Genomic DNA, 13,774 nt, shown 5'->3' with positions numbered 1-13,774 from the left:
GTTCATTAGGGCCGGCTCTATTTTTGGACTGATTTTCACGATATTGGCGAAAATTTGATTTTATTGGCGGTTTTCACAAGTTTATTGGCGAAAATAAAAAAATATTGGCGAACTGGAAATTTTCAGCGGTTTTTTCCAGCAAAGGTTTCAACCAATTTTAGATAAGGTAGGGAATTATAACCCATCCAAAAAAGAGGTGCTTTCAAATGTTAAAAGGAAATGTGCTGGCAGTGACAAGCGGCAAGGGCGGAGTTGGCAAGTCTTCATTATCAGTGAATCTTGCGCTTGCGCTGCAAAAGCTTGGCAAGTCAGTCGCGATCATCGACCTTGATATATACGGATTCAGTGTACCGAAAATACTTAATATAGATGCAAAACCAAAAACGTTCAACGGAAAAATCATTCCGGTTGAGGCGCACGGCATTAAAGTAATGTCCATGGGCTTCCTTGTGAAGGACAATGAACCGATTGTCTGGCGCGGCCCGATGCTTGGAAAAATGATTCAGCACTTTACAGAGGATGTGCTGTGGGGAGAAATGGATTATTTCATCCTTGATATGCCTCCTGGGACGGGCGATGTCGCCCTTGACATGCACCTGATGATTCCGCAGAGCAAGGAAATCGTCGTGACGACACCGCATAAGGCTGCTTCATACGTAGCGGAACGTGCCGGATCAATGGCGATCAAGAGCAAGCATGAAGTGATCGGCGTGGTTGAAAATATGTCCTACTTCAAGCCTGAAGACAGTGACCAGAGGTACTATATCTTCGGAAAAGGCGGCGGCGAGGAACTGGCTTCACAGCTTGGCACGGATTTGCTCGGGCAGCTGCCGATCCAGGAAGCCGATGAGAACAGTGAAACGCCTGCTATCGCTGCAGAGAATACTGTGCTATTTAAGGAATATCTAAACCTGGCAGAAAAAATCGATGCAAAGTTTCAGCTCTAGGAACAGGAGGATTTGGCTATGAGTGATGATAAAAAAAAGACCCATCATGAAGATGATAAGGATATGATCAAGCTGATCGATAACCTGAACAGGAAAGACGATGTCCATTTGAATAGAAGGGCATTCCTGAAGGCATCCTTTGGTGCAACTGTTGCGATCGGACTGGCAACGACTCCATTCGGTATTTTCACCTTCCTGCGCGATGAAAATGGTGAAGTGAAGCGAGTGGAAATCACAGATATCGATGATCTGGCAGTCGGGGAATCAAGAAACTTTAACTATCCAACGAAGAACGAACCAGCAATTTTGGTCAGGACACCGGAGGACAAATTTGTTGCCTATAACAATAAATGCACACATCTTCAATGCCCGGTCTTTTACGAGCATAAGGAAAATGTCCTTCTTTGCCCATGCCATAAAGGATACTTTAACGTAGACAGCGGACATCCGATGGCAGGTCCGCCACAGCGCGAGCTTCCAAAAATCCTTCTTGAAATCAAAGATGGCAAGGTGTTCGCAGTAGGGAGGGAAGTAAGGCATGGATAAAAAACGAATTGCGTTTTTCTCGATTTTCCTGTTCCTTGCCATCAATGTATTCTCGCTTTCAAATGCAATCGAGGGCTATTATGGACACGAAGATGAGCGTGTATATGGCGCGGTTGCTGTTGCGCTGATTTCCACTATCCTGGCAACAACAGCCTTCTTCATCTGGAGGAAGGCAGAGTATAAAAAGTAAGCTGGTGGCGATGATAAAAGAGAGCTCTTTTGAGATTGGAACAAGTTCCGCAGTATTTGGAACTGGTTGCATAACCATTACGAAAAGAGTTTTAAAGGGAGGATTGAACATGGTTCCCATTCTTTTTTTCATCACGACAGCAAAAAAGAATCAATTGAGGAAGTACTTGAAAGTTCCGTCGAAATTGAAGAAGATTTGATGCGTACTTACTTAATTACGGCTGAACGAGTCCATGACGATCCTGTGCTGAAGGAACGCCTTGAAAACTTCGCGGAAGGAAATGCGAAACGGACAAAGCAACTGCTTGATGAATTGAAAAAAGGCAAATAAAGAAGCAGCGGAATTTTCCGCTGCTTTTCTATATAATGTTTTCGCTCTGTTAGCTAAACTGGTTAGTGGGTATAATCTTAATATTTTCTCCTTCGAACTTCCTTTCACCAAAAAGGGTAATCAAGGTACAGCTTTTGATTCGGAACGGGCTTTCAGCGATTTCATACTCAGCAAGCAGGCCGGATCCCAGTTCTTCACCCTCTGGATTCATTGCCTGCACGTTCTGGCCTTCAAGTGTCCTTAGTTTGGCTTTCATCAGGAATAACTTCCACTCTTCCCAATTCTTGATCAAAAACGCCTTCTCACCATTCTCCAGATAGCCGAGCTGGCAGCCACTTTCGTCGATGGCGGCTTCGTTTCCATAGCTGAGCTCCATGATCAAATCCCGTAAAAATTGAAATTCATCGAGGTCAAGATAGGGGTCAATCTGGAACTCGACTTCATTTCCTGTCTCTTTGATTGCAGCAAGTGTCTTATTATTTCTTATAACTGATGTGTTTTTGATATGTTCGGATTTAATATGTTCGAGGGGAGTGCCCATAAGTTTCAATGTAAGCATAATAATCTCCTTTTTTGCGATCGTCTTGTTACCTTTATTATAATGATTTTGCCCTCTCTGCGGTGTGACAAACTTCATTTCTTACCCATAAATTGCGGGTATAGTTCGAAAGCTATAGGTAACAGGATTATTCGACAATAACTGGCAAATATTTGGATTTTTTATTAAAAAGGTTACAAATTTTGCGATGCTTGTAGCGAAACTGAAAGCTGGCTGAAATCTTGAATGAAAAATAGTTTGATAGAATACAATGATAAGGTTTGAGCGCAAGCCAGCAAAGGGAAAAAGAACAGTTAGCTAATACAAATTTTTATGTCTGAAGGAGTCTGAAGGCTTTTTTTGGATTGATATTTTGAAGAGGTCGGAGGAAAATCATGACATTTGAAGAGCAATTAATCAAAAAGTCGTATTATGAAACTTTTATGGAATCTGGGAACAGGGCACACCCTGTCCGTGTACTCGGGGAGCTTTATCTTGAAGAGCAGAAGAATGATATGCCTGATTTGTCATACATCCGTTTTGCTCAGGGGGAGGTCTATTTTCATAACAAGGACTACGAAGCGGCGATTTTTAAGTGGGAGAATATTACGAATGAGCTGGAGCCGTGGGCGAAAAAGAACATGGGGGATGCCTTTCTGGAGATTGGTCTGCTCACATCTGCAGAGGACCTGTACCTGTCGATCGAAACGGAGAGCAATATTCTGAGGATTGAAAGCGGCCTGCAGCTATTGACGCTTTACATAGAGCAGGGAGAGCTTGACAAAGCAGTTGCTGTTACCAAGAAATCAGTGGCGCTTGATCCGGATTATCCGGGTGTAACGGAAATAGCCCGCGCTTTCTTTGAAGAACACCAGGACTGGGAAAATGCTGTCGAATTGGCGGTCAATGAAGGTGTTCGAACCGGTTCGCCTAAATGGTTCGACGTCTTGAATCAGTATGTAGAACAGGGGCATACCATCCAATTCTCACCGGATTATTTTAGCGAAGCATTATCCGTCCTATTCCAGGTGGACCGAAGCCGGTTTGAACAGCTCGCTGTCTCATTGTGGGAAAGCTACAAAGACCAAAGCTCATACATGACATGGCTGAGGGAATTTAACCAATTGTTCAGCGGGATGGACGGCAATAGAAGAGACGGGTGGACTCATCTTTCAGCTGCCTATCAGGACACCTATTTCGAGTTGATTAATGGGGATCGGTTGATTAAGGAAATTTCACCGCTGATTCCGGAGTTGCTGACTAACTGGCTCAAAATAACAAGTCCTGTTAACAGCCTTGTGTCGGCATCATCGATTATAGCGTGGAATGAAGTATTTCCAGGGACCATTACCGCGTCGGCAATTCACGATGCCGAGAATCTTGTGCTGAATTCGCGCGAATACCATGATGGCTACGAGGATAGCATGCAGCTATTTGAAACAATCATTAAATGGGCAGAGAATCATGAGATAGAGGTAGGCAACAGGATTAAGTGGCTGGTTCAGGAGCTGCAGGAATCCAATGTCCATAATCTGCTGATCGCCGGTTTATCTGGCAATGGAAAGTCATCCTTCGTCAATACCATTATTGGGGAAGAACTGATCACATCTCCTACTGCGGCGGTCATCCGGTTCACGAACGAGGAGAATCCGGAAATCTATGAAATCACCGATACGGACGTCCGCCAAATCACGGATATCGAGGACTTCAAGGAAAGTGCAGGAGTTCGCCGACAGAACCATAAAAATGAAACGATCATTGATTTCAGAGCTGAGTTTCCGTTCCTGCGCGACCATGGACTGGCGCTGATTGATACTCCTGGAGTCAATCGCAATAACTATGACAATCACCCGTTGTACAATTACCTGAGGTTTGCAGATAGCTTACTTTTTGTGCTCAATGCCAATGATCCTTTTACGGAAAAAGAAAGGGAAATCCTCTCGAAAATTTCAGAGTACTTCCCGCAGCTTCCAATACACTTCCTGTTGAACAAAATAGATTCAATATACAGTCAGCAGGAGGCAATAGAAGTTTTTGACCAAACATGGGCTGAAATCAGCCAATACTATCCTGACGCAAAAATGTTTGCTTTCTCAGCTAACTATGATCTAGGCAAGCAGCTGAAAGATTTCTCTGATTTTATTAAAACAAACAACAGGACATTCGACATCGAGCAGGAGCGCACAGCAAAACTGCAATTCTTTGTCAGAAGGGCCATTACGTATTTGCTTGATAAACGGATTGAAATTGAGAACAACCATATGGAAATAATTAACTGGAACGAAGAAATGGTGAGCAAGCTGAACGGTGCCATCAACCAGCTGGGAGACATTGAAGAAGAGAAATCGAAATCCATTCAGAAGTCATACCGTAAAATCAAGGATGAGACCCGTGCGGAAATCATTGAAAAAATCCCGGAGATCCTTCGCAGTTGTTCTGAATTGGTGACAGAGGATACCGATTTCGGAAAAATCCATACTGAAATGGATGAAGCAATGAACAAGAAGATTAGGGAATATCTTGATGAAACCGTTTTGCCGAAATTCCATGAAGATTTGCAGGGCTGGATTCAGCATTCGAAAGACGAATTCGAGCATAGCCAAAACTACTTGAATGAAATGGCCGAGGGCTTTAACTCGATGTATGGAGATGAACGGATCAGTCTTGACTGTGATTTCAGGGTGCTTGATGACTGGCGCCGCGATGCAAGCCGGATGACGAACGGTGTACACTATGAAAATGTCAACATCATGAACCGCCCGACGCCGCAGCAGTTCTTCCTGAAAAGCGCCGGCAAGCTGCTTGGCGTGCTGCCGCAAAATAATGCGATGCTTTATAACCGTTACAAAACCTATCTGGAGTCAGAAGACTATTATGATATCGGCGTAACCATCGCGAAAAGATTCCTGCAGCAATTCGAGATTTTTGAAAAATCGATTGAACGCGATGTGAATCTGTTCTTCAAAAACCCATTCAATGTACTGGAAGAAGCAGTAGAAGAAGCCAAATCGGAAATCGATTATGGCAAGGCGGAACTTGAAAAAATGAGGATCAACCCGGAACTGTACCGCGACCCATTGACACTGTACGAAGTAAAGCTCCGACAGTTTGAATGGATGACCGCGGCAGGCAGAGGTTAAGCGGAAAAGGAGGATTCCGATTTGGGGTCTTCCTTTTTGCTGCTTGAAGTAAAAAGAATAAAATTTAATTTTCATAATAATATTGACAATATGAGTATAGGAGTTTAAAGTAAAATTTATCGATTTGCAACATTTACTCAATAAAGAAATTCTCTTATCAAGAGTGGCAGAGGGACTGGCCCTGTGACGCCCAGCAACCGTTCCAGATGGAATTGGTGCTAAATCCTGCAAAACAATTTTTTGTTTTGAAAGATAAGAGAGGAATCCGACTTTGCATTTTATTGCGTTTGAAACCTCTCTTTTCTGGAGAGGTTTTTTTATTTGTTTTAAATAAGCAAATCAATCAAAGGGGGAGAATCAGATGAAAAAAGGAATTAAAAAAGTATTTTTAGGTGTTGTTGCTTCTGCTTTGCTGCTGACAGGCTGCGGCGGCGGAGAGACGAAGACGGCCAGCGGACCTGTAGAAGGTGTTCCTGATCGATTTGCCAAAGGGGAGAAAGTCAAAATCAAAGTCATCCGCAAGATTGGCGGAGATGACCATACAGCGCAATTTTTAGCCGGAGCGAAAGCAGAAGGGGAAGCGCTCGGCTTCAAGGTAGATGTCTTCACAGCGAATGGAGATACAGCCAAATTCCATGATGCAATCAACCAGGGGCTGCAGCAGGATTATGATGGATTCATCATTTCCCATGGAGATGACGCAGCTACTGTAGATGATGTAAAAAAATTAGTTGAAAAAGGCAAAAGCGTCGTAACTTTCGATTCAAATCCGGATTTGGCTCAGGTAGAGGGAGTCACACTTACATCCCAGGATGATGAGGCTCTCGCCACGCAGGCACTAGACCAGCTTGTGAAGGACCAAAATGGAGAAGCGAATATCGTTTACCTCTGGGTTGATGGCTTCCCGCCAATGGTCAGAAGAAATAAAGTTTACCAGGAAACCTTGAAGGCAAATCCAGGAATTAAAGAGGTTGAGAGATTCGGAGTGGCCGCTGCTGATACAAGTGTCCAAACGCAGAATGCTGTGGCCGCGATGCTCAATAAGCATCCAAAAGGAGAAATCGACGCAATTTTCGCAACGTGGGACGCTTTCGCGATCGGCGCAGCACGTGCCATTAAGGAAGCTGGCCGCGATGAAATCAAGATCTACGGAATTGATGTTTCCAATGCTGATCTGCAGGAAATCCAGGGAGAAGGCAGCCCATGGAAATATGCAGCAGCTGTCGATCCGAAGCTGATCGGGGAAGTGAATATGAGATTGCTGGCGAAGAAGCTGGCTGGCGAGGAAACACCAGCAACCTATGACCTTGAAGCATCACTGATTTCACAGAAACAACTGCAGCAGTCAAAAAATCCGGTGAACATGGTCAATCTTGCTGAAATCATCGAAGGCTGGGGCGAATCAGACGCATTTTTGGAAGATTGGATGGAGAAATTGAAGGATCACTATAAGAAATAACCAGTAAAAAGGTTGGTTTAGAATTTTATAGCGACTTTTTCCATTTTATAGCGACTTTCCCAATTATATAGCGACTTTTCCCATTTTATAGCGACTTTTCCGATTTTATAGCGGAAATCTCATTTTTATAGCGAATTGGAAATTTCACGCGATTTTTTCCAGTTCAGCGAACAAAGCAGACACTCTCAAAAAAAAGAGTGTCTGTTTTACAGATTGATAGGGAGGAGGAACCTGGATGAAACTTCAAATGAACAACATCAGTATTGATTTTCCGGGGGTGCGTGCGCTGAACGATGTTAATTTCAGCACGGAAACTGGCAGCATCCATGCGTTGATTGGCGCGAACGGCGCGGGTAAATCGACATTAATGAAGGTGCTTTCCGGTGCCCACAATCATTACACAGGGGAAATCCTGCTAGGTGGCGAGAGTGTGGAAATCAGAACGCCGGCTCATGCGCAGAAACTCGGGATTCAGACGGTCTACCAGGAGGTTGATACTGCCATCATCCCGTCGCTGACTGTTGGAGAAAATATCATGCTCAATCACACGGTGCAGGCAATGAAAAACAAGCACTGGGTGAATTGGAAGCAGCTTTTCAAACAAGCAGAGGATATTCTATCAGGCATGAACCTTCAGATTCCTGTGAAAAAGCTTGCCGGTGAGCTGACGCTTGCGGAGAAACAGCTGGTCCTGATTGCGCGTGCGATTTCAAGTGATTGCTCCTTCTTGATCCTTGATGAACCAACCGCTCCGCTCAGCCACACCGAAACATCAGAATTGTTCCGGATTGTCAGGAACCTGGCTAAAAGGAATGTGGGCATCATCTTCATCTCCCATCGAATGCCCGAGATCTTTGAGTTGTGTGATGAGCTGACCATTATGCGAAATGGCGAGCTGGTTGTGAAAAAAGGTATTCCTGAAGTCGACACTCACAAGGTGATTGAATACATGCTTGGGCGGAAGCTGGAAGACCAATTCCCCGCAAGGGTCAGCACGTTTGGAGATACCCTGCTGGAAGTCGAAGGTATAACTGATGAGGACAAGGTGAAAAATACTTCCCTCCATGTTAAAGCAGGGGAGATTGTCGGGCTGGCCGGCCTCGTAGGAGCGGGAAAGACAGAGCTGTGCAAAGCGCTGTTTAGCGCGGCACCGATAAAGAGCGGAACTGTAAAACTAAAAGGAAAAACCCTAAAGCTTACGAGTCCTCATGCTGCTGTAAAAAGCGGGTTGGCACTGGTGCCTGAAGAGCGGCGCAAGGAAGGTGTCCTTGTCGCAGAATCCGTTGCCTCCAACCTGACAGCGGTCAACTTAAAAAAGTTCTCCCGAATCTTTAGTTTTATCGACAGGCGGGCTGAAAAGAAAACGGCTCAGGAATACATAAAGGCTCTAGGCATCAAAACTGCATCGGAAAATGCCAAAGTTGAAAATCTCTCAGGCGGGAACCAGCAGAAGGTAGCGATTGGCAGGTGGCTGATTGCCGATGCGGATGTGTATATCTTTGATGAGCCAACCAAGGGTGTTGATGTAGGTGCGAAGCGGGATATTTTTGAATTGATTGCCCAGCTTGCAGCTCAAGGGAAGGGTGTCATTTATGCATCCTCCGAGCTGTCAGAAATCGTCGGCATCACGAATCGGGTTTACGTGCTCTATGACGGTGAACCAGTCAAGGAGCTTGAAACAGCCGCAACAACAGAAGAGGAACTTTTATTTTATTCAACAGGAGGAAGATAGGATGGAAGCGAAACTCCCATTGAAGCAAAAACCAACACCGAAAAAGACATTCGAACTGTTCCAGTTCCTATATAAATATGGGACGATTATGACAATCTTTGTCCTGGTTGCAATCTTCGCGGCAGTCAATCCTTCTTTTATCAACGGCGATAATGTCATCAATATCCTGCGTTCGATTTCAATCGTGACCATCATCGCGATCGGCATCACCATCTCCTTGACAGTTGATGGCTTTGATTTATCTGTCGGCTCTGTCGCATCCCTATCAAATGCCATTGTCATCTCGATGTTCGTCTGGTTCTCACAGAACACTCTGATTGCCGTACTATCGGCGATCGCAGCCGCCTTGATTGTAGGGGCACTCAATTCATTGATGATTGTGAAGCTGAAGATTCCGGATATGCTGATGACACTGGCAATGATGTTCATCATCCAGGGAACAGCGCTGACTTATACGAAAGGCGCTACGGTTTCAGAGAATATGATTCTGCCTGATGGAAGTTTTTCAACAGGAACGATCAGCCCGTTTTTCGCTAAAATAGGGCAGGTTCCGTGGATCATTTTGATCATGGCGATTGCTGTCATCATTGTCCATATATTCTTGACGTATACAAAGCACGGCCGCTACATGTATGTGATTGGCGGGAATAAAGAGGCGGCCAGGCTTTCGGGTATCCCGGTCAACCGCTATAAAACAGCTGCCTACCTGCTGTCTGCTTTATTTGCCGCAATTGGCGGCATTGTCCTTGCTTCACGTGTTATGACTGCCGAAATCAATGCCGGGTCGCCCTATTTAATGGATTCGGTTGCTGCTGCCTTCATTGGCTTTTCCGTTCTTGGAGCGGGCAAGCCGAACGCATTCGGAACCTTTGTCGGAGCCGTGCTCATCGGCATTTTGCAAAATGGCCTCGTCATGATGTCGGTCCCATACTATGCGATGGATATCGTGAAAGGGACTGTGCTGGCCTTTGCCCTGGGGATCACTTACTATAAGCAAAAACATTGATGAGAAAATAAAAGCCGGATTTGGCAGCGACCAAGATCCGGCGTTTCTTTTGTCATATCCCTATTCTTCAAAAAATGGCCGATTAGCGTAAAAATACATCCAGCCCATCATGATACCACCGCCGATAAGATTGCCGATCGTCACGGGAATCAAATTATGGATAACGCCTTCAAAAGTAACAGACTGAGGGTCGTCCAAAACCATGCTGATGGCAAATGTACACATATTGGCGATGCTGTGCTCATAACCGGAAATAAAAAAACAGTAGACAAAAAACACCATTGCGAACATTTTTGCTCCGTCGCCCTTCATTGACATAGGCAGGAAGAACGCCAGGCAGACGAGCCAGTTACAGAGAAAACCCCTGAAAAAAAGCTCTGAAGCTGGCGCGAGTGTCTTTTTTTCAGCTACACTCAACAAGAAACCATTTACCGAATGGTCATCAAACAATCCTGTTGTATAAATTAAAAAAGCAAAAGCAGCTGCGCCAATGATATTGCCGATATAGCTGTAAATCCACATCCTGGCCACCTGCAGCCAGGCCATTTTCTTCCTCAAAGCTGTAAATGTATAGTAAAACGTGTTTCCTGTGAACAGGTCTCCTCCGCCATAGGCAATCAGGATAATGGCGGCACCAAAGGTGATGGCCGCAATTGGGTAGGCAAAGGGGGAATGCTCGACATAAAAAGGGTTCCCGGTCTTGAATGCGACAATCACACCTAAGCCTATGAACATCGAAGCAAGGGCAGCCCTTGCAAGATAACGTATTTTGCTTTGCTTAAAAATCTTTTGCTTTTTTAAGGCGAGTTTCTCAACTTCCTCCAATGCTTGTACTTCCATTTTAAAATCACCACGTCTGTCTTTAATATGAACCATATTCTATCCTAAACCTTCTGGCCATATGTAATTGTTCCCCAGGCTGACCATCTAAATTGAATAGATGGAAAAAAGACTGAATTTGTGAAGATCCAGTCTTTTTTGCCTGCTAAAATGTATCTCTAACGAACTGGGGATTGCGCTGCATGGAGGCAAACAGGACAATGCCGCTTACGAGCAGCAGGCCGCTTGTCAGGACGAATACCGAGGTGAAGCCGAAGTAACCCGCAAGAAAACCGCCAAGTATTGGACCTACAATGTTCCCGAAGAAACGGAGACTCGTGTTGTAGCCGAGTACCTCTCCCTGCATGGCCACCGGTGCTTCCTGTCGGATGTAGGCAACCCTGACTGGGATGATTCCGCCGATGGTGATTCCGAGCAGGAACCGGATCAGGACCAGCTGCCAGATGTTACCCACAAAACCCCCTGGCAGATAGATGATCGCTGATAAAAACAGGAGCACAACAAGTATTTTTATATAGCCAACCCGGTCGGCAATTTGCCCCCATTTCCGTGCCATTAACAAATTGCCGAGCCCTGCTGCTGAAAAGGCGATTCCAGAAAAGAAGGCGAGGTTTTCAGGCCCGTGCAGCTCACCCACATATAGCGACAGTATTGGCTGGATACTGAAATGGGCAATCTGGACAAGCATCGACATGAGCAGGACATTCACCATGATTGGGTTTTTGAAGATATGCTGAAGAACTTCTTTGCGGCTGTAATTTGTTTTGGTTCCTTTTGTGATATCGACTCTGTATTCCATGACAAAGAATACGAGCAGACCCGAAAGGACGATAAAGGCCGAGGTTGATTGGAAGGTTACCGCGTAGCCTAGAGAATCGGCAAGGACCCCGCCGATCATCGGTCCTAGAAGGGCGCCGGTTATACTGCCTGTCTGGAGAGTGCCTAATACCTTGCCGGCCTGTTCCTTTGATGTCTGTGTTGAAATTAGAGCCTGTGACACAGGAATAAAGCCTGAGAATAATCCCATGAACATCCTAAGTAAAAATAATTCCCATACAGAATTGGCTAATCCTAACAGGAAAACCGAAAAACCCATCCCGAAAGCCATGAATATCAGGATCATTTTTCGGCCGAACCGGTCTCCCAGCCTTCCGATTGCCGGAGAGAATAGAAATGCAGTAACGAATGTAATCCCGAACGTCAATCCCGACCAGTTCTGAACATACCTTTCTGAAAAATCACCGAACGTCTCAATGTACAAAGAGAGAAAAGGCATTACCATTGTCATGCTGCCGGCGATAAAGAAATTCGCGAACCACATAATCATCAAGTTGCGTTTCGCCTTTTGCTGCTGGGTCATTCCATCAACACTTCTTTCTCAGCACGAATATTTCGCTTTTCTAAATATGATACCAAATTTTTGCTCGAATGAAAACCAATCGAGCAAGCAGCGCCTTTTTAGGATACGCAGATTCCGAAAATTGTCTAGCTCTGACGCCGGTCGGAGCTAAGTAAGCTTTTTACGCATATTTTCTTAGTACGAGATCCATTCGAGCAATTCAATTCGATTGCCAAATGGATCGTGGACATAAATCCTGTTCGCACCTGGCAGATTTTCGTCTTTAATATAATCGACTCCTGATGAAGTCAAATGTTCTTTCAATCCTTCGATATTTTCGATTTCAAACGCTGGATGTGCTTTGCGTGCAGGTACAAATGGCTCCTCAATGCCTACATGTATTTGGCAATGGCCATACTTAAACCATGCGCCGCCACGCTTTTTCAGCACTGCCGGCTTTTCAATTTCCTCAAACCCCAATATTTCCCCGAAAAACTTCCGGGCCTGATCTTCTGAACCCTTAGGTGCTGCAAGCTGTACATGATCAATCGTTTTGAATTTGAATGGCATAATGATCCCTCCCTGATAAAATCTTAATCCAAAAGGAAACATAAGGAAATAACAAGGTATGAATCTATAAATATAAGTTTTTCTTATCACCATAAAAAGTAATACAGGCCTATCTGATTACATATAAATTATTAAAGTTCTGTACGTTTTTTAAAAGAGGGGGCTATCAGAATGAAAAAAAGATTTCTTGCCATTGTAATGATGGCAATCATGGCACTTGTAGTTTCGGCATGCGGAACAAGCTCAGGCGGAGGGGGATCCGAGGCTGAGAAGAAGGAGTTAAGGGTGGTCACGGACGCAGCATATGCACCATTTGAGTACATGGAAGGTGACAAGATTGTTGGTTTCGACATTGATTTCCTGAAGGCTGCTGCAAAAGAAGCAGGGTATGAACTGAAATTTGAGAATGTCGGCTGGGATCCGATTTTTGTTGAGATCAAGAGCAAGCGAGCTGATCTGGCAGTATCCTCGATCTCTATCAATGATGAGCGCAAACAGACATATGACTTTTCATTGCCATATTTCTTATCCACCAATAAAATCCTTGTCCGCGAAGACAGCGATATTAAAAGCGCTGCAGATCTGAAGGGCAAGGTCGTGGCTGTTCAAAACGGAACAACCGGACAGGAAGCAATGGATAAGCTCCTTGGCAAGAACAACAAGGATATCAAGAAATTCGATAACAACAACCTGGCAATCATGGAAATGCTCTCTGGAGGAGCAGATGCAGTCGTTGCCGATAACGGCGTAGTCGAAGTATATGCAAAAAATAACCCGAATGAAAAGCTGAAGGTGATTGAAGACAGCGGCAGCTTCGAGGCTGAATATTATGGAATCCTGTTCCCTAAAGGCACAAATCTGAAGGCGGACTTTGATAAAGCAATCAAGACAATCGTCGAGAATGGCACATATGAAAAAATCTATCAAGAATGGTTCGGCCAGGAGCCTAACCTGGAAATGCTGAAAGCGGAACAGGAAGCATCAGAGTAATTTCTCATAAACTATGAATCTTCGATGATGCGTAACTCTTGAAAACAGCGTTACGCATTTTTTTGTAGAGCTTTTTTCGCAAACTTAGCTGCTTTTACAGCCCAAGTGATTAAAAATAAAGTTCCGGTTCAGAAGTCACATCGAAAA

Annotated in this window: 13 protein-coding genes and 1 riboswitch; of the genes, 9 read left to right on the top strand and 4 right to left on the bottom strand. The window is 44.7% G+C overall.

Annotated elements, in window-relative coordinates; translation table 11 throughout:
* Window positions 1-206 precede the first annotated feature (206 nt).
* The 4 genes from J7E37_RS06520 to J7E37_RS06505 all read left to right on the top strand — a co-directional run bounded on the left by J7E37_RS06520 (window position 207) and on the right by J7E37_RS06505 (window position 2,013).
* Window positions 207-947 (top strand): Mrp/NBP35 family ATP-binding protein, encoded by a 741-nt coding sequence (locus J7E37_RS06520; protein WP_215023100.1) that lies wholly within the window; start codon window positions 207-209, stop codon window positions 945-947.
* A gap of 18 nt (window positions 948-965) precedes the next feature.
* A complete protein-coding gene (locus tag J7E37_RS06515) occupies window positions 966-1,493 on the top strand; it encodes a QcrA and Rieske domain-containing protein (protein ID WP_214735569.1) in 528 nt (175 codons plus the stop codon).
* A complete protein-coding gene (locus J7E37_RS06510) occupies window positions 1,486-1,683 on the top strand; it encodes a hypothetical protein (protein WP_214780577.1) in 198 nt (65 codons plus the stop codon). Before J7E37_RS06515 ends, J7E37_RS06510 begins: the two co-directional genes overlap by 8 nt.
* 66 nt (window positions 1,684-1,749) lie before the next feature.
* Window positions 1,750-2,013: a hypothetical protein gene (locus J7E37_RS06505; RefSeq protein WP_251009520.1), complete on the top strand. Its 264-nt coding sequence runs from the start codon at window positions 1,750-1,752 to the stop codon at window positions 2,011-2,013.
* A gap of 49 nt (window positions 2,014-2,062) precedes the next feature.
* Here J7E37_RS06505 and J7E37_RS06500 read toward each other — a convergent pair whose 3' ends face one another.
* Window positions 2,063-2,572, bottom strand: coding sequence for a hypothetical protein (locus J7E37_RS06500; protein WP_215023097.1), 510 nt, complete (start codon window positions 2,570-2,572; stop codon window positions 2,063-2,065).
* Between the two features lie 374 nt (window positions 2,573-2,946).
* Here J7E37_RS06500 and J7E37_RS06495 point away from each other — a divergent pair, with 374 nt between their 5' ends.
* The 4 genes from J7E37_RS06495 (at window position 2,947) to J7E37_RS06480 (ending at window position 9,888) form a co-directional block, all read left to right on the top strand.
* Window positions 2,947-5,691 (top strand): dynamin family protein, encoded by a 2,745-nt coding sequence (locus tag J7E37_RS06495; protein WP_215023095.1) that lies wholly within the window; start codon window positions 2,947-2,949, stop codon window positions 5,689-5,691.
* Window positions 5,692-5,842: 151 nt separating this feature from the next.
* A riboswitch (SAM riboswitch) is annotated at window positions 5,843-5,950 on the top strand.
* 102 nt (window positions 5,951-6,052) lie between these two features.
* A complete protein-coding gene (locus J7E37_RS06490; RefSeq protein WP_215023093.1) occupies window positions 6,053-7,150 on the top strand; it encodes a sugar ABC transporter substrate-binding protein in 1,098 nt (365 codons plus the stop codon).
* 235 nt (window positions 7,151-7,385) lie between these two features.
* Complete coding sequence (locus J7E37_RS06485; RefSeq protein ID WP_251009519.1) at window positions 7,386-8,882, top strand: sugar ABC transporter ATP-binding protein; 1,497 nt, start codon at window positions 7,386-7,388, stop codon at window positions 8,880-8,882.
* Window position 8,883: 1 nt separating this feature from the next.
* Window positions 8,884-9,888: an ABC transporter permease gene (locus J7E37_RS06480; RefSeq protein WP_215023091.1), complete on the top strand. Its 1,005-nt coding sequence runs from the start codon at window positions 8,884-8,886 to the stop codon at window positions 9,886-9,888.
* 60 nt (window positions 9,889-9,948) lie between these two features.
* Here J7E37_RS06480 and J7E37_RS06475 read toward each other — a convergent pair whose 3' ends face one another.
* From J7E37_RS06475 to J7E37_RS06465, 3 genes are all read right to left on the bottom strand, one after another.
* Complete coding sequence (locus tag J7E37_RS06475) at window positions 9,949-10,728, bottom strand: formate/nitrite transporter family protein (RefSeq protein ID WP_215023089.1); 780 nt, start codon at window positions 10,726-10,728, stop codon at window positions 9,949-9,951.
* A gap of 145 nt (window positions 10,729-10,873) precedes the next feature.
* Complete coding sequence (locus J7E37_RS06470) at window positions 10,874-12,088, bottom strand: MFS transporter (RefSeq protein ID WP_214780589.1); 1,215 nt, start codon at window positions 12,086-12,088, stop codon at window positions 10,874-10,876.
* Between the two features lie 174 nt (window positions 12,089-12,262).
* The gene (locus tag J7E37_RS06465; protein WP_215023086.1) at window positions 12,263-12,637 is read right to left on the bottom strand and encodes a VOC family protein; all 375 of its coding nucleotides are present in this window, start codon (window positions 12,635-12,637) and stop codon (window positions 12,263-12,265) included.
* A gap of 171 nt (window positions 12,638-12,808) precedes the next feature.
* Here J7E37_RS06465 and J7E37_RS06460 point away from each other — a divergent pair, with 171 nt between their 5' ends.
* Window positions 12,809-13,627 carry a basic amino acid ABC transporter substrate-binding protein gene (locus J7E37_RS06460; protein ID WP_215023084.1) on the top strand — a complete coding sequence of 273 codons (819 nt, stop codon included), beginning with the start codon at window positions 12,809-12,811 and terminating at the stop codon, window positions 13,625-13,627.
* The last annotated feature ends 147 nt before the right edge of the window (window positions 13,628-13,774 follow it).

Origin of the sequence: Bacillus sp. ISL-39 (genome assembly GCF_018613295.1) — a bacterium.
In the GTDB taxonomy this organism is placed as follows: domain Bacteria; phylum Bacillota; class Bacilli; order Bacillales; family Cytobacillaceae; genus Mesobacillus.
Note: the sequence above shows the minus strand (reverse complement) of the source record. Positions and strands in the feature narration are given on the sequence as shown.